Genomic DNA, 22,688 nt, shown 5'->3' with positions numbered 1-22,688 from the left:
TGGCCTCGTGGGGGGTGCCGGCCCGCACGCACCCAGGGACGCGCCGTCGGTGGCCGGGGCGGCCTCGGAAGAGCCAAGGGCTCACCGGGCCGCCTTCGGTCACCCTCATCCTCCTCTCCCCACCCTCCTTCCTCACCGCTCGCTCCTTCGCCTCGACCCAGGCGCTCCGGAATGAAAATCCGCTCCTTCGATGTTGGGCTTTCCGCAGGGGAGTCGGGGCAAGGCCCAACACGAAGGGACTGGGGACGTCGTGACGGAGGAGAGTGCGAGTACGCCGGGCTGGGCCAGGCGGCTTGCCGGGTACTGCTGGCGGTACAGGCGTGCGGTCGTGCTCGCGCTGGGTGCCTCGCTCGGCGGCATGGCCGTCATGGCGATGGTCCCGCTGCTGACCAAGATCATCATCGATGAGGTGGTGGTCGGCGGCCAGGGCAGCCTGTGGACGTGGATCGGGCTGCTGCTCGCCGCCGCCGTCGTCATCTACGTACTGACCTACGCCCGCCGCTACTACGGCGGACGGCTCGCCCTGGACGTCCAGCACGACCTGCGGACCGAGATGTACCGCTCGATCGTGCGGCTGGACGGGCGCAGCCAGGACGAGCTGTCCACCGGGCAGGTCGTCGGTCGCGGCACCAGCGACCTGCAACTGGTGCAGAGCCTGCTGTTCATGCTGCCGATGATGATCGGCAACGTGCTGCTGTTCCTGGTGGCGCTGGTCGTGATGCTCGTCCTGTCACCGCTGCTGACGCTGGTGTCGGTGGCCGTCTTCCCGCTGCTGTGGTGGGTGGCCAACCTCAGCCGCAAGCGCCTCTTCCCGGCGACCTGGTACGCGCAGCAGCAGGCCGGTGCGGTCGCCTCCGTGGTGGACGGATCGGTCACCGGCGTCCGGGTGGTCAAGGGGTTCGGCCAGGAAGCACAGGAGACCGGCAAGCTCCGGGACATCAGTCGGAAGCTGTTCGCCGGCCGGCTGCGCACCGTACGCCTCAACGCGCGCTACACCCCGGCCCTCCAGACGGTGCCCTCCCTCGGCCAGGTCGCCATGCTGGCGCTGGGCGGCTGGATGGCCACCCGCGGCCAGATCACCCTGGGCACCTTCGTCGCGTTCTCCACCTATCTGGCGCAGCTGGTGGGCCCTGTCCGGATGCTCGCCATGATGCTCACCGTCGGACAGCAGGCGCGGGCAGGCGTCGAGCGGGTCTACGACCTGATCGACACCGAGCCGCAGATGGCCGAGAGCCCCTACGCACGCGCCCTGCCGAAGTCCGCCGACGCGTCCGTCGAGTTCGAGGACGTCACCTTCGGCTACGCGCCGGACAACCCGGTGCTGGACGGCTTCAGCCTGCGCATCGAGCCCGGTGAGACGGTCGCCCTGGTGGGCGCCAGCGGCAGCGGCAAATCCACCGTCTCCATGCTGCTGCCGCGCTACTACGACGTGACGGGCGGAGCGGTGCGCGTCGGCGGCCAGGACGTGCGCGAGCTGACGCTGGACTCACTGCGCTCCGCCATCGGCCTCGTCCCCGAGAACCCCTTCCTGTTCTCCTCCTCCATCCGGGAGAACATCGCCTACGGTGCCCCCGACGCGACCGACGAGGAGATCCGCGCCGCCGCCCGGGCCGCGCAGGCCGACCGCTTCATCCAGGAGCTGCCCGACGGCTACGAGACCGCCGTCGGCGAGCAGGGGCTGACCCTCTCCGGCGGTCAGCGCCAGCGCATAGCGCTCGCCCGCGCCCTGCTGACGGACCCGCGTCTGCTGCTGTTGGACGACGCCACCTCGGCCGTGGACGCCCGGGTGGAACACGAGATCCACGAGGCGCTGCGCGAGGTGATGGCGGGCCGTACGACGCTGCTGATCGCCCACCGGCAATCCACCCTGGCGCTGGCCGACCGCATCGCGGTGCTGGAGGGCGGGCGGCTGGCCGACTTCGGCACCCACGAGGAGCTGACCGAGCGCTGCGCGCTCTACCGCCGGCTGCTGACCGACCCGGACGAGCTCGGCGAGGTGGAGCGCGACCCCGCGGGGATGGCGGTGCACGACGCGCACGACACCGTCGACGGGGTCACGCCCGAGCTGTGGGTGCGCGAGCAGGAGCCGGAAGCCGACGGTGCCGATCAGGGGGGCCTCACCGGTACCGCCGCGGCACAGGCCGGACGGCCCGGTGCCTTCGGCGCCGAACTGGCGGGCCTGCCCGGCAGCCCGGAACTGCTCGCAAGAGTGGCCGCGCTGCCACCCGCCGACGACACCCCGGACGTGGACGAGGAGCGTGCCGAACAGCGCGAGGACAACTACGGACTCCGCCGGCTGCTGCGCGGCTTCGGCAAGGCGCTGCTGGTCGCTCTGGTCTTCGCCGCGCTGGACGCCGGGTTCGGACTGATGCTGCCCGTACTGATCCGGCACGGCATCGACGACGGTGTGGAGAGGGGCGCGCTGAGCGCTGTCTGGGTCGCCTCCGGGCTGGCACTGGCCGTGGTCATCGCCCAGTGGGGCGCACAGATCGGCTCGCTGCTGCTGACCGGGCGCACCGGAGAGCGCGTGCTGTACGCCCTGCGGGTGAAGATCTTCGCGCAGCTGCAGCGGCTGGGGCTCGACTACTACGAACGGCACCAAGCGGGCGCCGTGATGACCCGTATGACCACCGACGTGGACGCGCTGTCGACGTTTCTGCAGACCGGTCTGGTCACCGCTGTCGTCTCGCTCTTCACCTTCCTGGGCATCCTGGGCGCGCTGCTCGTCCTCGACGTCGAGCTGGCGCTGGTCGTCTTCGCGACGCTGCCGCTGCTGGTCGTCGGGACGGTCTTCTTCCGCAGGCAGAGCGTCAAGGCGTACGAACTGGCCCGCGAGCGGGTGAGCGTGGTCAACGCGGACCTGCAGGAGTCGGTCGCCGGGCTGCGCATGGTGCAGGCGTTCCGCGGTGAGGAGCGCGGCGCCGAGCAGTTCGAGCGGCGCAGCGACGGCTACCGCCGGGCGCGGGTGCGCGGCCAGTGGCTGATATCCGTCTACTTCCCCTTCGTGCAGCTCCTCGCCTCCGTGGCGACCGCCGCCGTGCTCGTCGTCGGCGCCGGACGGATCGAGAACGGCACACTGACGGCGGGCGCGCTGGTGGCCTATCTGCTCTACATCGAGCTGTTCTTCGCCCCGGTGCAGCAGCTCTCGCAGGTCTTCGACGGCTATCAGCAGGCGGCCGTCTCGCTGCGCCGTATCCAGGAGCTGCTGCATGAGAAGAGCAGCACGCCGCAGGCCGCTTCACCGCGAAAGGTGACGGCGGTGGACGGCCGGATCGAGTTCCAGGACGTGCACTTCCGCTACGCCACCGCCGACCCGGAAGGCACCCAGGGGGACGAGGCCGCGCTCTCGGGCGTCGGGCTGACCATCCCGGCCGGTCAGACCGTCGCCTTCGTGGGGGAGACCGGCGCGGGCAAGTCCACGCTGGTCAAGCTTGTCGCGCGGTTCTACGACCCGAGCCGGGGCGCTGTCCTGGTCGACGGTCAGGATCTGCGCGAGATCGATCCGACCGGCTACCGGCACCGGCTCGGAGTCGTCCCCCAGGAGCCGTACCTCTTCCCGGGCACCGTCCGGGACGCCATCGCCTACGGCCGTATGGACGCCACCGACGCCGAGGTGGAGGCGGCGGCCCGGGCGGTCGGCGCGCACGACATGATCGCCTCCCTGTCGGGCGGCTATCTGCACGAGGTGGACGAGCGGGGCCGCAATCTGTCCGCCGGACAGCGGCAGTTGATCGCGCTGGCCCGGGCGGAGCTGGTGGATCCGGCGATCCTGCTGCTGGACGAGGCGACCGCGGCGCTGGATCTGGCGACCGAGTCGCTGGTCAACCAGGCGACGGACCGACTGGCCGGTTCGCGCACCACTTTGGTGGTGGCGCACCGGCTGACGACTGCCGCGCGTGCCGACCGGGTGGTCGTGCTCGACCACGGAAGGGTCGTCGAGGACGGGACGCACGAGGAACTGGTGGCGCGGAACGGGCGCTACGCGCAGCTGTGGCGGACGTTCACGGGGGAGAGGACACCCGCGAGCCCGTCCCGCGTGTGAGGCGGACCGGGCGGCGCCGTACGGGCGGGCTCAGCGTGCGCCGCGGTTGCGTGGATGGGCGCGGGCTGCACGCTCGTTGCCGCGCTTGTAGTTGCCCGTCCAGCGGGCCATCACCAACTGCGCGTCACCGGCGCGGACCTCCCGGAGGAAGCGGTCGGCGCGCGGACCGCGCAGGGTGGTGACCGGGCGGCCGTGGTGGGTGATCACCACGGCCGCCGTCGCGTCGTGCTGCTCGTAGGTGAATCCTTGCGGTCTCGGCATGCGCCGACGGTACGCCTCAGGTGCCGCAGAGGCCGACCACATATTCGTCCACCGTCTGCACCTCGCCGTAGGGCAACGGCTCCTGCCCCGTGCGCCAGTGGATGGCGGAGATCTCGTCGGTCGCGGTGAAGGGGAGCACCTGTGTGAGTTCCCCGGTGTAGACGGCGCCGTAGAGGACACGCTGCTCGGGCCCCAGCGCGGTGCGGGCGAAACCGGCGAAGCGCAGGGCGGCCGGCTCGACCGATTGGCAGGTCTCCTCGCGCAGTTCGCGTGCCGCCGCCGCACGCGGGCTCTCGCCCTCCTCGATACCGCCGCCCGGCAGCTCCCAGCAGGCGCGGCTGCGCACATGCACCATCAGCAGTCTGCCCCCGTGCCGGACGGCCAGCAGCACATAGCCGACGGGCGCGTCCGGAAAGCGGGTGTCCTCCGGTTCGCGGTGGAAGGACAGCAGCCGCATCCCGCGCGGACCCGTGGCCAGCGGGGCGGGTGTCGGCGAGGTCGCGGGATCAGTCATGGCGGCAGCGTAACCCCGGGCGACGACAGCCCTTCCGGCACCGCTGAGCGGTGCGCGCGCTCCCGTATTCCGTACACCTGGTCGCTCCGGGGGTCTGGCGGAGCCGGTCGGACGCGGATAGGTTCTCGACGACTTTTGGCGAAGTAAGGGGAGGGTGAATGCGTAAAACGCTCAGATGGCTGCTGTCATTGGTGGTGCTCATAGGCACCTTCAGCGTCGGCAGCGCCACCGCGGGGGCCGCCACCACGGCCGGGACGGCGGCCGACACGGACATCAAGGACCGCATCCTCGCGGTGCCCGGGATGAGCCTCATCGAGGAGAAGCCCGTCGACGGATACCGCTTCTTCCTGCTCAACTACGAACAGCCGGTGGACCATAGGCACCCCGGCAAGGGCACGTTCAAGCAGCGCATCTCCATCCTGCACAAGGACACCAACCGTCCCACGGTGTTCTTCACCAGCGGCTACAACCTCAACACCAACCCCAGCCGCAGTGAGCCGACGCAGCTGACGGACGGCAACCAGGTCTCCATGGAGTACCGCTTCTTCACCCCCTCCCGCCCGCAGCCCGCGGACTGGTCCAAGCTCACCATCTGGCAGGCGGCGAGCGACCAGCACCGCATCCACAAGGCACTCAAGAAGATCTACAGCAAGAACTGGATCGCGACCGGCGGCAGCAAGGGCGGCATGACGGCGACCTACTACCGCCGCTACTACCCGCACGACATGGACGGCACCGTCCCCTACGTCGCCCCCAACGACGTGCGCAACGACGAGGACTCGGCCTACTACAAGTTCTTCCGGAACGTGGGCTCCAAGGAGTGCCGCGACCGGCTGAACGGCGTGCAGCACGAGATCTTCGAGCGGCGCGGCGAGATGGTCCAGCGGATCAAGGCGTGGGCGAAGAAGAACGACTACACCTTCAAGCTGGCGGGCAGCGCCGACAAGGCGTTCGAACTGGTCGCCCAGGACCTCGTATGGGCCTACTGGCAGTACAACCTGGAGAGCGAGTGCGACCAGGTGCCGGCCACCGACGCCTCCACCGACACGCTCTACAAGTGGGCCGACCAGATCGGCGGCTGGTCCGCCGGCACCGACCAGGGCATCACCCCGTACGTCCCGTACTACTATCAGGCGGGCACCCAGATGGGGTCCCCGGACTATGAAGAGCCCCTGCTGGACGACGTGCGCAAGTACCCGGGCCTGAACGTGCCCCGCACCTATGTGCCGCGCAGCATCCCGATGGCGTTCAACAAGCACGACAGGGCGATGCGTGACATCGACCGCTGGGTGCGCCACCGCTCCTCGCAGATGCTCTTCGTCTACGGCGAGAACGACCCCTGGGGCGCCGAGCCGTTCCGTCCCGGCAGGCACACCGAGGACACCGCCGTCTACTGGGCGCCCGGGCAGGACCACGGCGCGAAGATCGCCACGCTCAAGGAGGACGACCGGGCGGCGGCGACCCGCATGGTGCTGGAGTTCGCGGGTCTGAAGGTCGACCCGGACAAGAAGCCCAAGCGGCTGACCGCGTACGACAAGAAGCTGGACAAGCCGCGGAAGGACACGCTGGAGCTGCGTCCCTGACGCCGGATCGGCCGGGCGTCTCCGCCCGGCCGTCTCCGCCGCGCCGTGTCGCTCAGGCGGCGTCGGCCAGCAGCCCCAGCAGATGCTCGCGTACTCGCGGCAGCAGCTCGGGCAGCTCACTCACCCGGGGGTACCAGCGCTTCTCGTACTCCCAGCACAGCCACTCGACGCCCGTCCCCTCCCCGGGGGCGGGCGTCCGGGCGTCCGCGGCGCGGGTGAGCAGCTCCGCGACGTCGGCGAGCGGCAGCACCCCCTCGCCGGGTGGCAGCGGCGTCGTGTCCTCCCGCGAGGCGATGTCCTTCACCTGCACATAGCCCAGGTGCGGGCCCAGCAGCCGGTACGTCTCTTCGGGCTCCTCGCCACCGCGCCAGGTGTGCATCACGTCCCACAGCGCTCCGGCGCCCGGATGGTCCACCGCGTCCAGGACCCTGGCCGCGTCGGCGCCCGTGCTGTGCGAGTCGTGCGTCTCCAGCAGCACCCGCACATCCAGACCGGCGGCGATCGTGGCGGCCTGCCGCAGGCGTCGTACGGCCGTCGCATCGCCCGTGGCGCGGTCGGGGCCGCCCCCGGGGAAGACCCGGACGTACGGCGCGCCCAGGTCGTGTGCCAGCTCCACCAGGGCGCGCACTTCGTCGAGTACGGGCGCGTCGTCGCCGCTGTCGGCCATCCGCGGATACCCGGCCACGCACAGGAGCCGGATGCCGGACTCGGCGAACTGCCGCACCACCTGCTGCCGCTCGTCCCGGCCGAGACCCGGGTGCACGGGTTCCTCGGGGTGGGCACGCAGTTCCACCCCGTGGAAGCCCGAGCGGTCGGCCAGGCGGAGCACTTCGGGGACGGGCACACCGGGAACGCCGAGAGTGGAGAACGCGAGTCGCATGGGCTCACCCGACCAGATGCCCCGCCCTCCGGCAAGGTTCCGGAAGGACGTGTCGGCCGTAGCGCGCCGGTGCTGCCCGGCGCATCGGACCGGCGACCGGCCGGCGCCTCAACCCCCGGTGCGCGGCGGGGCGGTGGAGGCGCGGAGCCGCAGTTCGTGGCGTACCGTCACCATGCCGCCCGGCGGGGGCGCCAGCGTTCCCAGCGCGAGCTGCCCGGCGCGGGCACCCGCCTCCTGCAGCGGCAGGCGGACGGTGGTCAGCGCGGGGGAGGTGTCGACGCTGAAGGGCAGGTCGTCGAAGCCGGCGACCGACACGTCCTGCGGGACGCGCAGACCCATCTCGCGCAGCGCCGCGCACACGCCGAGTGCGACGGTGTCGTTGGCGGCCAGCACGGCCGTCGTCTCGGGCGCGGTGCGCAGCAGTTCGCGGGCGCCCTGGTAGCCGCAGGAGCGGTCGTAGCCGCCGCCGTGGACGGTCAGCTGCTCGGCCCGGTCGGCGGTGACGTCTCCGTGCGCGGCCAGTGCGGCACGGTGGCCCTCCAGCCGGTGCCTGGTGGTGGTGCGCTCGGCGGGGCCCGCGACATAGCCGATGTGCCGGTGGCCCAGTGCCAGCAGATGTTCGGTCAGCTCGCGTGCTCCGCCGTAGTTGTCGAACGCGACCGTGAGAACGCCGCCTCGGGTGCCATCGTGCGCGGCGCCCCGTGGGCCCTGGTCGCCTGCCGCCGAGCGCGGCTTCGCCGAGGACGCCGGCCCGGACAGCTGTGGGCCGGACAGCTCCGGTCCGGGCTGCCGTGCGCCGGTCCCGGTGACGGCTGTCGGTTCGTCCAGCGGCGGTCTGCCGCACAGCACGATCCGGGTGCCGCCCGCGGCCAGCCGCCGCAGCCGGGTGGTCAGGGCGGCGCTGTGCTGCGGGTCCTCCACCGCGCCACCGGTCAGTACGATCGCCGCGGCACGCTGGCGCTGCAGCAGTGTCAGATAGGTGAGCTCCCGTTCGGGTGAACCGCCGGTGTTGCACACCACGGCGAGTTTGCGCGGGACCGGCCCGTCCGCCCGGCCCTCCAGTTCGCCCTGGACGGCACCGGCGATGATGCCGAAGAACGGGTCGGCGATGTCGTTGACGAGGATGCCCAGCAGGTCCGAGCTGGCGGCGGCCAGTGAGCTGGCGGGGCCGTTGACGACGTACTCCAGTTCGTCCACCGCGCGCAGTACGCGACTTCTGGTGGCGCCCGCGACGGGGTAGTTGCCGCTCAGCACGCGGGAGACGGTCGCCGACGAGACGCCCGCGCGTGCCGCGACATCCGCCAGGGTCACTGCCATCCGTTCCTCCGCCTCGTCCCGGTCGAGGGCTTCGAGGACATGTTCCCACGCGGACGAGTGCTGCCCTACCGTGCGCCAAGTCCCTTGCCCGCGCCCTTCCCCGGGGCTACCGTGTGTGGATAGTAAGCGCTTACTACGCGCACCTGTCACCCCCGCTCACCACGCACGCTTGCCACCGCGCCCTCCACCGCCGACCGCAGGGAGACGAGCCCACGTGTCACGCAGGACAGTCCGGATCGCCATGAACGGCGTCACCGGCCGGATGGGACACCGCCAACACCTCGTACGCTCCGTCCTCGCGCTGCGCGAGGAGGGCGGCATCGACCTCGGCGGCGGCGAGACGCTGTGGCCCGAACCCGTCCTGGTGGGCCGCAGGGAGCACGCGCTGCGGGCCCTCGCACACGAGTACGGACTTGATCCTCAGGCCGTCTCCACCGACCTGGACGCGGTGCTGGCCGACGACAGCATCGACATCTACTTCGACGCCCAGGTCACCTCGGCGCGTCAGGAAGCGCTCAAGAAGGCCATCGCGGCCGGTAAGCACATCTACGCGGAAAAGCCCACCGCCACCTCGCTGGACGGCGCCCTGGAGCTGGCGAGGGCGGCGTCCCGGGCCGGCGTCAAGCACGGCGTCGTCCAGGACAAGCTCTTCCTGCCCGGACTGCGCAAGCTCGCCCGGCTGGTCGACAGCGGCTTCTTCGGCCGGGTGCTGTCGGTGCGCGGCGAGTTCGGCTACTGGGTGTTCGAGGGCGACTGGCAGAGCGCCCAACGCCCCTCCTGGAACTACCGCGCGGAGGACGGCGGCGGCATCGTCAGCGACATGTTCCCGCACTGGGAGTACGTGCTGCACAACCTCTTCGGCCGCGTCACCTCCGTGCAGGCGCACGCCACCACCCACATCCCGCGCCGCTGGGACGAGCGGGGCGAGCCCTACGAGGCGACGGCGGACGACGCCGCCTACGGCATCTTCACCCTGGAGGGCGGCGCTGTCGCACAGATCAACTCCTCCTGGACGGTACGGGTGCACCGGGACGAACTGGTCGAGTTCCAGGTGGACGGCACCGAGGGCTCCGCCGTCGCCGGTCTGCGCGGCTGCCGCTACCAGCATCGCGCCGGTACGCCGAAGCCGGTGTGGAACCCGGACCTGCCCGCCACCGAGCGCTTCCGCGAACAGTGGCAGGAGGTGCCCGACAACGACGGCGACGAGGACACCAACGGCTTCAAGGCGCAGTGGGAGCTGTTCTTGCGCCACGTCTGCGCCCGGGACACATCCGGTCCGGAAGCCGCCGAGCCCTACCCGTGGGATCTGCTCGCCGGGGCGCGCGGGGTGCAACTGGCCGAACTGGCACTCATCTCCTCGGCCGAGGGCCGCCGCTGCGAGGTTCCGGAGCTGGAGCTGTGATCCGGCTGCCCGACCCGGACACCGGGGGCATCCGCGGTTACGAGCCGCGCAGTACGCCCTCCGACGCCGTAGGCGCCCACCACGGCGGCGGCACCGGCGTGGGGCTGCCGCTCAACTCCCGTACGGTCTACGCCGCCGCGCATGTGGTGGCCGACCCGCTGGCCGACACCTCGCCCGACGGCCCCGCGGCACTCGACTGGGACGCCACGCTCGCCTTCCGCCGCCATCTGTGGGCGCACGGGCTGGGCGTGGCCGAGGCGATGGACACGGCACAGCGCGGCATGGGCCTGGACCGGGCAGGGGCTGCCGAGCTGATCCGGCGCTCGGCAGCCGAGGCCGAGGCGGTCGGCGGGCTGTTGGCCTGCGGTGTGGGCACCGATCAGCTCGCCCCGCTCGGACAGCGCCCGGCCGGGGCGCCCGAGCAGGCCCTGGCCGCCGTCACGGCGGCGTACGAGGAGCAGTTGACGCTGACCGAGGACACCGGCGCGCAGGCCATCGTGATGGCCTCCCGCGCCCTGGCCGCTGTCGCCCGCGGCCCCGAGGACTACGAGAGCGTCTACGGCACGCTGCTGCGCCAGGCGAGCCGTCCTGTCATCCTCCACTGGCTGGGTCCCATGTTCGACCCGGCGCTGGAGGGCTATTGGGGCAGCAGCGATCTGGACGAGGCCACCGACACCTTCCTGCGCATCATCGCGGCGCACCCCGAGCGGGTCGACGGGGTGAAGGTCTCGCTGCTCGACGCCGACCGCGAGGTGGCACTGCGCCGGCGGCTGCCGGGGACGGTGCGCTGCTACACCGGTGACGACTTCCACTACCCGCAGCTGATCGAAGGTGACGAGGCGGGCCACAGCGACGCGCTGCTGGGCGTCTTCGACCCGCTCGCCCCGCTGGCCGCACACGCTGTACGGCTGCTGGACTCCGGGGACGGCGCGGCGTTCCGGGCCGCGCTCGATCCCACCGTCCCACTGGCGCGCCACCTCTTCCAGCAGCCGACCCGCTACTACAAGACCGGTGTGGTGCTGCTCGCCTGGCTGGCGGGGTACCAGGAGCACTTCACGATGGTCGGCGGACTGCAGTCGGCCCGCTCCCTGCCGCACCTGGCACGCGCCTACCAACTCGCCGACTCGCTGGGCCTCTTCCCCGATCCGGACCGTGCCGAGCAGCGGATGAAGCAGCTGCTCACCGTCCACGGAGTGGCCCAGTGAACCCGGGCCAGGGCCTTGCCAGGCTGTCGATCAACCAGGAGACCGTCCGCCAGCTGTCCCTTCCCGAACTGGCTCGCAGGGCCGCGGAACTGGGGATCGGAGGGGTCGGCCTGTGGCGCGATCCGGTGCGCGCCTACGGGCCCGCCGCCGCGGCCCGGCTCCTGCGCCAGCACGGGCTGGCCGTCACCTCGCTGTGCCGGGGCGGCTTCTTCACGGCGCGGGAGGCCGGGGCGCGCCGCGCCGCACTGGACGACAACCGGGCCGCGCTCGACGAGGCCGCCGAACTGGGCACCGGCCTCCTGGTGCTCGTCTCGGGGGGACTGCCGGACGGCGAGCGGGATCTGGCGGCGACCCGCTCGCCGAACTCGCCCCCTACGCACGGGAACGCGGCGTACGGATGGCCGTCGAGCCGCTGCACCCGATGTACGCCTCCGACCGGTGCGTGGTCTCCACGCTCGGCCAGGCGCTCGACCTGGCCGAGCGGTTCCCCGCCGACGAGGTCGGGGTGGTGGTGGACTCCTACCACCTGTGGTGGGACGAGCGGGTGCCGCGGCAGATCGCACGGGCGGGGGAGCAGGGCCGTATCGCGATCCTCCAGCTCGCCGACTGGGTCACCCCGCTGCCCGAGGGCGTACTGCTGGGCCGGGGGCAGTTGGGGGACGGCGCGATCGACCTGCGGGCCTTCCGCACCTGGACGGACGCCGCCGGCTACCGGGGCCCGGTCGAGGTGGAGATCTTCAACCCGGCGCTGTGGGAGCGCGACGGTGCCGAGGTGCTGCGGGAGACCGCGGCGCGGTACCTCCAGCACGTCCTTTGAGGCCGCGCCCACCAAAGCGGACGCCAGGCTGCCGAAAAAGTCACCCAGCGCGGTGCAACCCTTTCGCTCCGTGGTGTGTCGAACCTGGTATCGGCGCTCCCTTGGGGGGAAGAAGCGGGAGACCGAGGGGGGATACGAAGGGCCCGGTCCGTGGACCGGGCCCTTCGTGAAGCTTCTTTCCAGCAGTCGGTGTCAGCGACTCAGAACGGCACTCCGCAGCGCAGCGCCACGTTGGCATACGGTCTGGCCTCACCGGTGCGCACCACCAGCCGTGCCTGCCGGGTCAGCGCCTTCAGTTCCTCGTGCGGCACCAGTTCGAGGCCGGGGAAGTGACTGTCCAGCAGTGCGCCGCACTCCGGGTTGGCCTGCCGCACCTCCGCGGCGGCGACGGCGCCCTCGACCTCCAGCTCCTCCAGAAGGCCGGTGAGTACTTCGGCGAAGGAGGGCACCGAGGCGCGGAAGGCGAGGTCGACCACGGTCGGCCCCTCGGGGATGGGAAGACCGATGTCGCAGACGACGACGAGGTCCGTGTGCCCCAGCCGCGCCAGGGCGCCGCTGAGATGACGGTTGAGTATGCCGGTCTTCTTCATTCCGCTCTTTCCTCGGCGTCGGCTTCCTGGGCGTCGGCTTCCTCCGCGCCGGCCGCGCCGATCTCCTCAGCGCTGGGGTACGACTCCTGGGCCCCCGGGCGGGTGACGGCGAGGGCGCCGACGCGTACGGCGTAGCCCACGGCGTCCTCCAGCCGGTCACCGCGGCCCAGCCGCCAGCCGAGCGCGCCGGTGAAGGCGTCGCCCGCTCCGGTGGTGTCCACGGCCCGCACCCGGGGAGTGGGTACCCGCACCATGCCGATTCCGTCCGTCGTCTCGCTGCCCACTCCGGGGCCGGCCACCAGTGCGCCCTCGGCTCCCAGGGTGACCACGACGCTGCGCGGGCCCAGCGCCAGGAGAGCGGTGGCCCACTCCTCGGGGTCGGCGGTCAGCGACTGCCCGTCGTCCAGCAGGAGCCGGGCCTCGTGCTCGTTGAGGACCAGCGGGTCGCACAGCGCCAGTACGTCCTCGGGCAGGCGGGCGGGTGGCGAGGGGTTGAGCACCAGACGGGCACCGTGCTCGGCGGCGGCCCGTGCCGCCGCGGCGACCGTCTCCAGGGGGATCTCCAGCTGGAGGGAGACGACGGCAGCGGCCTCGAACAGGTCGCGCGCCGCCGCCACGTCGTCCGGCGTGAGCCGGGCGTTGGCGCCGGGGGAGACGACGATGCTGTTGTCGCCGGCCGCGTCCACGGTGATGAGGGCGACGCCGGTCGGTGCGTCCTTGCCCTCCGCGGCACCGTCGGTGCCGTTCTTGCCCACCGTGCCGGGCGTGTCCGTCGATCCCACGAGGAGCCCCGCCAACGCGGCGCCCGCATCCCGCTGGGCCTCGGCCAGCATACGGCCGTACGCGTCGTCGCCGACGCGCGCCAACAGCGTGGTGCGGGCGCCGAGCCGGGCGGCTGCCGCCGCCTGGTTCGCGCCCTTGCCGCCCGGGTGGATCATCAGATCCGACCCGAGCACCGTCTCGCCGGGTCCCGGTCGGCGGTCGAGACCGATGACCAGGTCGGCGTTGGCGGAACCTACGACCAGCAGGTCGTATGCGTGCATCCGGGGTGCTCCTTCTCGTCCCGTGCGGGCACGGCTGCCCGCGACGGGCCGTTCAGCCTGTCGTCCGTCCGGCTCCCGCTCAGGAGAACCGGTTCTCCGGTCAGGAGAAGTGGTCGACGTTCTTCTTGGTGACGACCTCCACCGGGACCTTGATCTGCTTGTCGATGGAGGAGCCGTCGATGACGCGCATGGCGTTGCGGACGGCCATCTTGCCGAGCTCGGCCGGCTGCTGGGCGACGGTCGCGTTCATGGTGCCCTTCTTGACGGCCTTCATCGCGTCCGGAGTACCGTCGAAGCCGACGATCTTCACGGACTTGCCCGCCTTGGACCCGAGCGCCTTGATCGCACCCAGTGCCATCTCGTCGTTCTCCGCGAAGACCGCGTCGATCCCCGGGTGCGACTGCATGGCGTTGGTGGTCACGTCCAGGCCCTTGGTGCGCTGGAAGTCCGCGGGCTGCTTGGCGACGACCTTGATGCCGGGGTACTTCTTGAGGCCCTCGGAGAAGCCCTTGCCCCGCTCGCGGGAGGCGGAGGTGCCCGTCTGGCCCTGCAGGATCAGGATCTCGCCCTTGCCGTCGAGCTGCTCGGCGATCTCCTTGGCGGCCTTCTTGCCGCCCGCGACGTTGTCCGAGGCGACGGTCGTCTCGACGTCCGCCTTGTTGACGCTGCGGTCGGCGGCGATCACCGGGATGTTGGCGTTGTTCGCGGCCTTGACGGAGGGGGCCGCGGCGTCGGAGTCGACCGGGTTGATGATGATCGACTTCACCTGCTGCGAGGTGAAGTTCTGTACCTGGTTGGCCTGCTGGGAGGCGTCGTCCGAGGCGTTCTGGACGCTCAGCTCCGCGCCCTGTGCCTTGGCCTCCTCCTCGGCGCCCTTCTTCATCTGGACCATGAAGGGCTGGTTCAGCGCGGATATGGCGAAGCCGATCTTGGGCTTGTCCTTGCCACCGCTCGAATCGTCACCGGACCCGCAGGCCGTTGCCGTCAGTGCGACTGCCGTGGCCACGACGACGACAGACGTGTTCGTTCTCTTGCTCATTGCTGCATTCCTTGCAGTCGGCAGATGGATGAACTACGCGAGCTCCCCCGTCGCACAAAGATCATGCGCGGCGACGCAGTGTATCGAGGAGCACGGCGAGCGCAATAACTACCCCAATGACAACCTGCTGCCAGAAAGCGGAAACATCGAGAAGGTTGAGTCCATTGCGCAGAACAGCGAGGATAAGCGCGCCGATCAGCGTTCCGGAAGCCTTGCCCACGCCTCCGGCCAGACTGGCACCACCAATGACGACGGCGGCAATCGCGTCCAGTTCGTAACCTTCGGCGGCCGTCGGCTGGGCCGAGGCGAGCCGGGAGGCCAGGACGATTCCGGCGATGGCGGCGAAGGTGCCCACCAGGGTGTAGATCACCAGCTTCTGCCGGCCGACCCGGATGCCGGACAGGTGCGCGGCCTCCTCGTTGCCGCCGATCGCGTACATCGACCGGCCGCTGTAGGTGCGGTTGAGCACCAGTGCCGCCAGCAGACCCATCGCGATCATCACCAGGACCGGGACCGGCAGCCATTCTCCGATCGTCTTGCCGATCCAGGACAGCGAGTCGGGCAGGACGACCGGGTTGCCCTCGGAGACGACCTGCGCCAGGCCGCGCGCCGCCGAGAGCATCGCCAGGGTCGCGATGAACGGCGGCAGCTTGCCGTAGGAGATCAGCACACCGTTCAACAGCCCGCAGGCGGTGCCGGAGAGGATGGCCAGGATGACGCCGAGGAACGCCGGCATGCCCTGGGTCGTGGTGAACCAGCCGAGCATCACCCCGGAGAACGCGGCCACCGAGCCGACCGACAGGTCGATACCGCCGGAGACGATGGCGAAGGTGACACCGAACGCGAGGATCGCGGTCACGGCCGCCTGCACGCCGACGTTCAGCAGGTTCGTCGTGGTGAAGAAGTTGTCGGTCCAGAACGACAGCACGATGACCAGGACGGCGAGCGCTGTCAGTGCGCCGTTGTCCTCCAGGATGCGGCGTACCTGGTTCGGCGGCCCGCTGCCGCCGGGGCGCTTGTCCAGGCGGTGACCCGGCTGCTGCGTGTCAATGGCCACGGGGAGAATCCTCCATCTCGCTCGTTCCTGGCGCGGAGGTGCCGACGGCCAGTGCCATGACGGCGTCCTGGGTCGCTTCCCGCGCGGTCAGTTCACCGGCGATCCGGCCCTGGGACATCACCAGGATCCGGTCGCTCATGCCCAGCACCTCGGGGAGGTCGCTGGAGATCATCAGCACCGCGTGGCCGGAGGCCGTCAGCTCGTTGATGAGCTGGTAGATCTCGACCTTGGCGCCCACGTCGATACCGCGGGTGGGTTCATCGAGGATCAGCACGCGGCTGTTGGCGAGCAGCCACTTGCCGATCACGACCTTCTGCTGGTTGCCGCCGGAGAGGGTGCGCACATGCTGGTCGAGCCCGGCCATCCGCACACCGAGCCGGTCCGCGATCCGGGAGGCCGCCTTGCGCTGCCCGGCGCGGTCCACCAGGCCGCCCCTGCTCGCCTCGCGCAGGGTGACCAGGCCCAGGTTCTCCGAGACCGAGGCGTCCGGGAGCAGGCCCTGCCCCTTGCGGTCCTCGGGGACCAGGCCCAGCCCCGCCGCGTGCGAGGCCCATACGTCGCGGGCGGGCAGCCGCTTGCCGCCGACCTCGACGCGGCCGGCGTCGTAGCCGTCGGCGCCGAAGACGGCCCGCACCACCTCGGTACGGCCCGCGCCGACGAGCCCTGCGATGCCGACGACCTCACCGGCGCGCACCTCGAAGCTGACGTTCTCGAAGGCGCCCTGCCTGCGCAGCCCGGTCACCCGCAGCAGCGGCGCGGCCGAGGCGGCTTCCTGCTGCGTCCGTGCGGTCTGGCGCGGGTACTGCTGCTCGATGCTGCGGCCCACCATCAGCCGCACCAGCTCCTCTTGAGGAGTGTCGGCCGCGACCTGGCCGACACTGCGGCCGTCGCGCAGCACGGTGACCCGGTCGCCGATGGCGGGGATCTCCTCCAGGTGGTGGGTGATGAAGACGATGCCCACGCCCTCGGCCCGCAGCTTGCGGACGATACCGAAGAGGCGGTTCACCTCCTCGGCGGTGAGCACGGCGGTCGGCTCGTCCATGATCAGGACGCGGGTGCGCAGGCTGAGCGCCTTGGCGATCTCGACCATCTGCCGCCCGGCGATACCCAGCTTGCCGACCGGGGTGCGCGGGGGCGCGGTGACACCCACCCGGTCCAGCAGCACCTTGGCGTCGGCTTCCATCTTCTTGCGGTCCACCAGGCCCAGCCGGCGCGGCTGCCGGCCCAGGAAGATGTTCTCCGCGATGGACAGATGCGGCACCAGGTTGAACTCCTGGTGGATGGTGGCGATGCCGAGTTTCTCCGCGGCCTCCGCGTCGGCGATGCGCACCGTCTTGCCCTCGCGCAGCACCCGCCCGCCGTCCGGGCGGTAGGTGCCGGAGAGCACCTTGATCAGTGTGCTCTTGCCGGCGCCGTTCTCGCCCAGCAGGACGTGCACCTCGCCGGTGCGCAGGTCGAAGTCGACACCGTCGAGGGCGACCACGCCGGGGAAGGTCTTACGGATGCCTTCGGTGCGCAGCAGTTCCCGTGCCGGGGGCGGGTCTGGGGTGGTCAACGACGCGTCCTTTCGTCTTCGCCGCAGGAGCGGCGCGCTATGAGGTGGGCGGAAAGCGTGACGGAACCGGCGCTCCTGCCCTCCACCAGGTCGGTCAGTGCGGCGACCGCGCGGTGTCCCAGCTCCTGGGTGGGCTGGGCGATCGCGGTGATCGGGGGGTCGGTGTGCAGGAACCACGGGATGTCGTCGAAGGCGGCCAGTGACACGTCCTGCGGCACCCGCAGACCGCGCGTACGCAGCTGCTCCATGACGCCCAGCGCCATCAGGTTGTCCGTCGCGAAGATCGCGTCGGGCGGCTGGGGCAGTGCGAAGAACCGTTCCGCCGCCTGCCGGCCGCTCGCCGTTTGGAAGTCGCCCTGCCCGATGTAGGCGTCGGGCAGCGGCAGCCCGTGTTCGAGCAGCGCCGAGCGGAACGCCCGGACCCGCTCGTTGCTGGTGGTGCTCGCCACGGGCCCGGTGATGATAGCCAGCCTGCGGTGTCCGAGGGCGTACAGATGAGCGACGAGATCGCGAACAGCGGGTCGCCCGTCGGCGCGCACCAGCGGAATGTCCAGGCCCTCGATCCACCGGTCGACGAAGACCATGGGGATGCCCAGCAGCGCGGCCTCGCGCAGCGCGACGGAGTCCCCGTCCGCGGGGGAGACGAGCAGCCCGTCGATCCGGCGGTCCAGCAGGGTGCGCACATGGTGGTCCTGCAGCGACAGCTGTTCGTCGGCGTTGCCGATGATCACGCTGTAGCCGCGACCGCGTGCCGCGTCCTCGACCGCGCGGGCCAGTTCGGTGAAGAAAGGATTCAGCACGTCGCTGATGACCAGACCGAGGGTGCGGGTCTGGTCGGTGCGCAGCGAGCGGGCCAGGGTGTTGGGCCGGTAGCTCAGTTCGGACACGGCGGTCAGCACCCGGGCGCGGGTCTCCTCGCGGACCCCGCTGTGGTCGTTGAGGACGCGCGAGACCGTGGCGACGGAGACGCCGGCGCGTGCCGCGACGTCCTTGATGCCTGCCATTGCCGTGCCGGTTCCAAGCTGGGAAAAGGGGCGAAGTGCCTCCAGGCGCACGACACTCCGAGGGCGCCGCGCTGCGCATGGAAACGATTACATCGGTCATGCAATGTGATGTGCGCATGGTGACGCAAGTTGAGGACGTGGCCGATGCCGGATCGTGATGATGCTCGTGCAGACGTAACTGCGGTGGTCACGCGGACAGTTCCAACGGTGAGCCCAGAGTTATCCAGGGCCGGTGTGTCGGTTCGGATGCGCTGTCGGTCCGGCTTGTCCGGCTGAGGGTCCGGGGGTCGGTCCCCGGGAGGGCGCAGTATCCACAAGGCTGCCGCAGTGTCGGCACCCGGGGCTACGGTCGGTGACATGACGTTCCAGCCTGCCGTGCTCGAAGGGGTACTAGAGCGCATCACCTACGCCAACGAGGACAATGGGTACACGGTCGCGCGGGTGGACACCGGCCGCGGCGGTGAACTGCTCACCGTCGTGGGCGCGTTGCTGGGCGCCCAGGCGGGGGAGTCGCTGCGGATGGAGGGCCGCTGGGGCTCCCACCCGCAGTACGGACGCCAGTTCCATGTGGACAACTACGTCACGGTGCTGCCGGCCACCGTCCAGGGCATCCGCCGCTATCTCGGCTCGGGCCTGATCAAGGGCGTCGGCCCGCGCATCGCCGACCGGATCGTCAGCCACTTCGGGGTCGACACGCTGGAGGTCATCGAGGCCGATCCGAACAAGCTCGTCGAGGTCCCCGGGCTCGGTCCCAAGCGCACCAAGCTGATCGCCGCCGCCTGGGAGGAGCAGAAGGCCATCAAGGAGGTGATGGTCTTCCTCCAGGGCGTCGGCGTCTCCACGTCCATCGCCGTGCGCATCTACAAGCAGTACGGCGACGCGTCCATCTCCGTGGTGCGCGGCAACCCCTACCGGCTGGCGGCCGATGTGTGGGGCATCGGCTTCCTGACCGCCGACCGCATCGCCCAGTCCGTCGGTATCCCGCACGACAGCCCGGAGCGGGTCAAGGCGGGTCTGCGACACGCGCTGTCCCAGTCCTCGGACCAGGGCCACTGCTATCTGCCCGAGGAGCGGCTGATCTCCGAGGCGGTCAAGCTCCTCCAGGTGGACACCGGCCTGGTCATCGACTGCCTCGGCGAGCTGGCGGCCGACGAGGAGGGCGGTGTCGTGCGCGAGCCGGTGCCCGACCCGGAGGATCCGCAGCGCACGGAGACCGCCGTCTATCTCGTCCCCTTCCACCGTGCGGAGGTCGCCCTGGCCGCCCAGCTCAAGCGGCTGCTGCGCACCACCGAGGACCGGCTGCCCTGGTTCCAGGACGTCGACTGGGACAAGGCGCTCAGCTGGCTGAGCGAACGCACGGGAGCCCGGCTGGCCCCCGAACAGCAGGAGGCGGTGCGGCTCGCGCTCACCAGCCGGGTCGCGGTGCTGACGGGCGGGCCGGGGTGCGGCAAGTCGTTCACGGTGCGCTCGGTGGTGGAGCTCGCCCGCGCCAAGAAGGCCCGCGTGGTGCTGGCGGCGCCCACCGGGCGGGCCGCCAAACGGCTGGCGGAGCTGACCGGTGCCGAGGCGTCCACCGTCCACCGGCTGCTGGAGCTGAAGCCGGGCGGTGACGCGGCCTACGACCGGGACCGCCCGCTGGAGGCCGACCTGGTGGTGGTCGACGAGGCCTCCATGCTGGATCTGCTGCTGGCCAACAAGCTGATCAAAGCCGTCCCGCCCGGTGCCCATCTGCTGCTGGTGGGGGACGTGGACCAGCTGCCCTCGGTCGGCGCCGGGGAGGTGCTGCGCGATCTGCTGTCCGAGGACGGGCCGGTTCCCGCGGTGCGGCTGCGCCGGATCTTCCGCCAGGCCCAGCAGTCGGGCGTGGTCACCAACGCGCACCGCATCAATTCCGGCACCCAGCCGCTCACCCAGGGGCTGGAGGACTTCTTCCTCTTCGTGGAGGAGGACACCGAGGCGGCCGGCGCGCTGACGGTGGATGTGGCGGCCCGGCGCATCCCGGCGAAGTTCGGGCTCGATCCACGGCGCGACGTCCAGGTGCTCGCCCCCATGCACCGCGGCCCGGCCGGAGCGGGCGCGCTGAACGGGCTGCTCCAGCAGGCGGTCACCCCGGCCCGTCCGGGGCTGCCCGAAAAGCGGTTCGGCGGTCGGGTTTTCCGGGTGGGCGACAAGGTCACCCAGATCAGAAACAACTATGAAAAGGGTGCGAACGGCGTCTTCAACGGCACGGTCGGAGTGGTCACCGCACTGCAGCCGGACGACCACCGGCTCACCGTGCTGACGGACGAGGACGAAGAGGTCGACTACGACTTCGACGAGCTGGACGAGCTCGTGCACGCCTATGCGATGACCATTCACCGCTCACAGGGCAGCGAATACCCGGCAGTAGTGATTCCGGTCACCACGGGCGCCTGGATGATGCTCCAACGGAATCTGCTGTACACGGCAGTGACGAGAGCCAAGCGACTGGTGGTGCTGGTGGGGTCGCGTAGGGCACTCGGACAGGCGGTCCGCACCGTCTCGGCGGGGCGGCGCTGCACGGCGCTCGACCACCGGTTGCGCGCGGTGGCTGCTGCCTCGGGAGGCGAGAACGGTGCCAGGGGGTGACCATGACGGCCAAGAGGGTGCAGGATAGCTAGATGGGCGGCACTGCGTGCCACCATGGAGCCCTCTGGCTGACCCCCAGTGCACCGCACGGCGCTGGATAAGGGAGAGTGGAAGAAGTCAGGGCACCTCGAAGAAGAGGCACTACGTCGGTGAGGGATGACGTGAGCGAACACCGCGACAGCGAGAACTCCGTAGTACTCCGCTACGGGGACGGCGAGTACAGCTACCCGGTCGTCGACAGCACGGTGGGCGACCGTGGCTTCGACATCGGCAAGCTGCGTGCCCAGACCGGTCTGGTGACCCTGGACTCGGGATACGGCAACACCGCCGCCTACAAATCCGCCATCACCTTCCTCGACGGTGAGCAGGGCATCCTGCGCTACCGCGGCTATCCGATCGAGCAGCTCGCCGAGCGCGGCACCTTCCTGGAGACCGCGTACCTGCTCATCAACGGCGAGCTGCCGACCGTCGACGAACTGAGCGCGTTCAAGAACGAGATCACGCAGCACACACTGCTGCACGAGGACGTCAAACGGTTCTACGACGGTTTCCCGCGCGACGCCCACCCGATGGCGATGCTCTCCTCCGTGGTCAGCGCGCTGTCGACCTTCTACCAGGACAGCCACAACCCCTTCGACGAGAAGCAGCGGCACCTCTCGACCATAAGGCTGCTGGCCAAGCTGCCCACGATCGCCGCCTACGCCTACAAGAAGGCGATCGGCCACCCGGTCATCTACCCGAGCAACGACCTGGGCTACGTCGAGAACTTCCTCCGGATGACCTTCTCGGTCCCGGCGCAGGAGTACGAGCTCGACCCGGTCGTGGTCAACGCCCTCGACAAGCTGCTGATCCTGCACGCCGACCACGAGCAGAACTGCTCGACCTCCACCGTGCGCCTCGTCGGCTCGTCCCAGGCGAACATGTTCGCCTCGATCTCGGCGGGCATCAACGCGCTCTGGGGCCCCCTGCACGGCGGTGCCAACCAGAGCGTGCTGGAGATGCTCCAGGGCATCCAGGCCGCGGGCGGCGACGTCGACTCCTTCATCCGCAAGGTGAAGAACAAGGAGGACGGCGTCAAGCTCATGGGCTTCGGCCACCGCGTCTACAAGAACTTCGACCCGCGGGCGAAGATCATCAAGGCGGCGGCCCACGATGTGCTCTCGGCGCTGGGCAAGAGCGACGAGCTGCTGGACATCGCGCTCCGCCTGGAGGAGCACGCGCTGTCCGACGACTACTTCACGGAGCGCAAGCTCTACCCGAACGTGGACTTCTACACCGGTTTGATCTACCGCGCGATGGGCTTCCCGACCAGCATGTTCACCGTGCTGTTCGCGCTGGGCCGGCTGCCGGGCTGGATCGCCCAGTGGCACGAGATGATCAAGGAGCCGAACTCGCGCATCGGCCGCCCGCGCCAGATCTACACGGGCGTCGTCGAGCGGGAGTACGTCCCCGTCGAGGCTCGCTGACCCGTTCGGGCGTCCGGCTCGCGGTGCCCTGAGTCGCGGTGCCCTGAGCCGCGGTGCCCGAGTCTCGGGCTGCACAAGGCGACCCCTGTATCGGCACAACTGGAAGGCCCCGGTCCGATTGGACCGGGGCCTTCCGTTTGTGCGCATTGACGACGAGACGTAGGTCACAGAAATTGGGGGGTAACCATCGGCGGGGTTCGTGGGTCTAACCGGGTGGCGTCGGCCTCCCGGCGGAGCCTTCGCCGCTGCTTCACATTCGTCTTGGGGGACGGATGCGAAGTGAAGGAACGGTGAACGTGCGCGGGG

General features: G+C 70.5%; 14 protein-coding genes and 2 pseudogenes. 7 read left to right on the top strand and 9 right to left on the bottom strand.

Features of this window, described 5'->3' with window-relative positions:
* Window positions 1-250 precede the first annotated feature (250 nt).
* Complete coding sequence (locus tag KBY19_RS04450) at window positions 251-4,042, top strand: ABC transporter ATP-binding protein (RefSeq protein ID WP_185016918.1); 3,792 nt, start codon at window positions 251-253, stop codon at window positions 4,040-4,042.
* 30 nt (window positions 4,043-4,072) lie between these two features.
* Here the strand turns inward: KBY19_RS04450 and KBY19_RS04445 are convergent, their stop codons facing one another.
* On the bottom strand, window positions 4,073-4,303 hold the full coding sequence (locus tag KBY19_RS04445; protein ID WP_185016917.1) for a hypothetical protein: 231 nt from the start codon (window positions 4,301-4,303) through the stop codon (window positions 4,073-4,075).
* A 16-nt stretch (window positions 4,304-4,319) separates the two neighbouring features.
* Window positions 4,320-4,817 carry an NUDIX hydrolase gene (locus KBY19_RS04440; RefSeq protein ID WP_185016916.1) on the bottom strand — a complete coding sequence of 166 codons (498 nt, stop codon included), beginning with the start codon at window positions 4,815-4,817 and terminating at the stop codon, window positions 4,320-4,322.
* A 158-nt stretch (window positions 4,818-4,975) separates the two neighbouring features.
* Here KBY19_RS04440 and KBY19_RS04435 point away from each other — a divergent pair, with 158 nt between their 5' ends.
* The gene (locus KBY19_RS04435) at window positions 4,976-6,400 is read left to right on the top strand and encodes a S28 family serine protease (protein WP_099881156.1); all 1,425 of its coding nucleotides are present in this window, start codon (window positions 4,976-4,978) and stop codon (window positions 6,398-6,400) included.
* A 52-nt stretch (window positions 6,401-6,452) separates the two neighbouring features.
* Here KBY19_RS04435 and KBY19_RS04430 read toward each other — a convergent pair whose 3' ends face one another.
* Both KBY19_RS04430 and KBY19_RS04425 read right to left on the bottom strand, forming a co-directional pair.
* The gene (locus tag KBY19_RS04430) at window positions 6,453-7,280 is read right to left on the bottom strand and encodes a sugar phosphate isomerase/epimerase (protein WP_185016915.1); all 828 of its coding nucleotides are present in this window, start codon (window positions 7,278-7,280) and stop codon (window positions 6,453-6,455) included.
* A gap of 108 nt (window positions 7,281-7,388) precedes the next feature.
* Window positions 7,389-8,597 carry a LacI family DNA-binding transcriptional regulator gene (locus tag KBY19_RS04425; protein ID WP_210965192.1) on the bottom strand — a complete coding sequence of 403 codons (1,209 nt, stop codon included), beginning with the start codon at window positions 8,595-8,597 and terminating at the stop codon, window positions 7,389-7,391.
* Between the two features lie 214 nt (window positions 8,598-8,811).
* On the opposite strand from KBY19_RS04425, the gene KBY19_RS04420 reads away from it, so the two are divergent.
* The 3 genes and pseudogenes from KBY19_RS04420 to KBY19_RS04410 all read left to right on the top strand — a co-directional run bounded on the left by KBY19_RS04420 (window position 8,812) and on the right by KBY19_RS04410 (window position 12,021).
* Window positions 8,812-9,999 carry a Gfo/Idh/MocA family protein gene (locus KBY19_RS04420; protein WP_210955275.1) on the top strand — a complete coding sequence of 396 codons (1,188 nt, stop codon included), beginning with the start codon at window positions 8,812-8,814 and terminating at the stop codon, window positions 9,997-9,999.
* Entirely contained in the window at window positions 9,996-11,204 is a 1,209-nt protein-coding gene (locus KBY19_RS04415; RefSeq protein WP_210965191.1) for a dihydrodipicolinate synthase family protein, read from the top strand. Before KBY19_RS04420 ends, KBY19_RS04415 begins: the two co-directional genes overlap by 4 nt.
* Window positions 11,201-12,021, top strand: a pseudogene (locus tag KBY19_RS04410) (sugar phosphate isomerase/epimerase family protein). Before KBY19_RS04415 ends, KBY19_RS04410 begins: the two are co-directional and overlap by 4 nt.
* Window positions 12,022-12,221: 200 nt before the next feature.
* Here the strand turns inward: KBY19_RS04410 and rbsD are convergent.
* From rbsD to KBY19_RS04380, 5 genes and pseudogenes are all read right to left on the bottom strand, one after another.
* Window positions 12,222-12,611: a D-ribose pyranase gene (gene rbsD / locus KBY19_RS04405; protein ID WP_099881148.1), complete on the bottom strand. Its 390-nt coding sequence runs from the start codon at window positions 12,609-12,611 to the stop codon at window positions 12,222-12,224.
* The gene (locus KBY19_RS04400; RefSeq protein ID WP_210965190.1) at window positions 12,608-13,654 is read right to left on the bottom strand and encodes a ribokinase; all 1,047 of its coding nucleotides are present in this window, start codon (window positions 13,652-13,654) and stop codon (window positions 12,608-12,610) included. The genes rbsD and KBY19_RS04400 overlap by 4 nt, the downstream gene beginning before the upstream one ends.
* Before the next feature lie 100 nt (window positions 13,655-13,754).
* Window positions 13,755-15,717 (bottom strand): annotated as a pseudogene (locus KBY19_RS36195) (substrate-binding domain-containing protein).
* Between the two features lie 22 nt (window positions 15,718-15,739).
* Entirely contained in the window at window positions 15,740-17,305 is a 1,566-nt protein-coding gene (locus KBY19_RS04385) for a sugar ABC transporter ATP-binding protein (RefSeq protein ID WP_180289648.1), read from the bottom strand.
* Window positions 17,302-18,309 carry a LacI family DNA-binding transcriptional regulator gene (locus KBY19_RS04380; RefSeq protein ID WP_099881141.1) on the bottom strand — a complete coding sequence of 336 codons (1,008 nt, stop codon included), beginning with the start codon at window positions 18,307-18,309 and terminating at the stop codon, window positions 17,302-17,304. Before KBY19_RS04380 ends, KBY19_RS04385 begins: the two co-directional genes overlap by 4 nt.
* Window positions 18,310-18,666: 357 nt before the next feature.
* Between KBY19_RS04380 and KBY19_RS04375 the strand changes: the two genes are divergently transcribed.
* Both KBY19_RS04375 and KBY19_RS04370 read left to right on the top strand, forming a co-directional pair.
* Window positions 18,667-20,916: an ATP-dependent RecD-like DNA helicase gene (locus KBY19_RS04375; RefSeq protein WP_185016908.1), complete on the top strand. Its 2,250-nt coding sequence runs from the start codon at window positions 18,667-18,669 to the stop codon at window positions 20,914-20,916.
* Between the two features lie 161 nt (window positions 20,917-21,077).
* Window positions 21,078-22,382: a citrate synthase gene (locus tag KBY19_RS04370; RefSeq protein ID WP_185016907.1), complete on the top strand. Its 1,305-nt coding sequence runs from the start codon at window positions 21,078-21,080 to the stop codon at window positions 22,380-22,382.
* The last annotated feature ends 306 nt before the right edge of the window (window positions 22,383-22,688 follow it).

The organism is Streptomyces sp. B15 (assembly GCF_018070605.1).
GTDB lineage: Bacteria > Actinomycetota > Actinomycetes > Streptomycetales > Streptomycetaceae > Streptomyces > Streptomyces smyrnaeus.
Note: the sequence above shows the minus strand (reverse complement) of the source record. Positions and strands in the feature narration are given on the sequence as shown.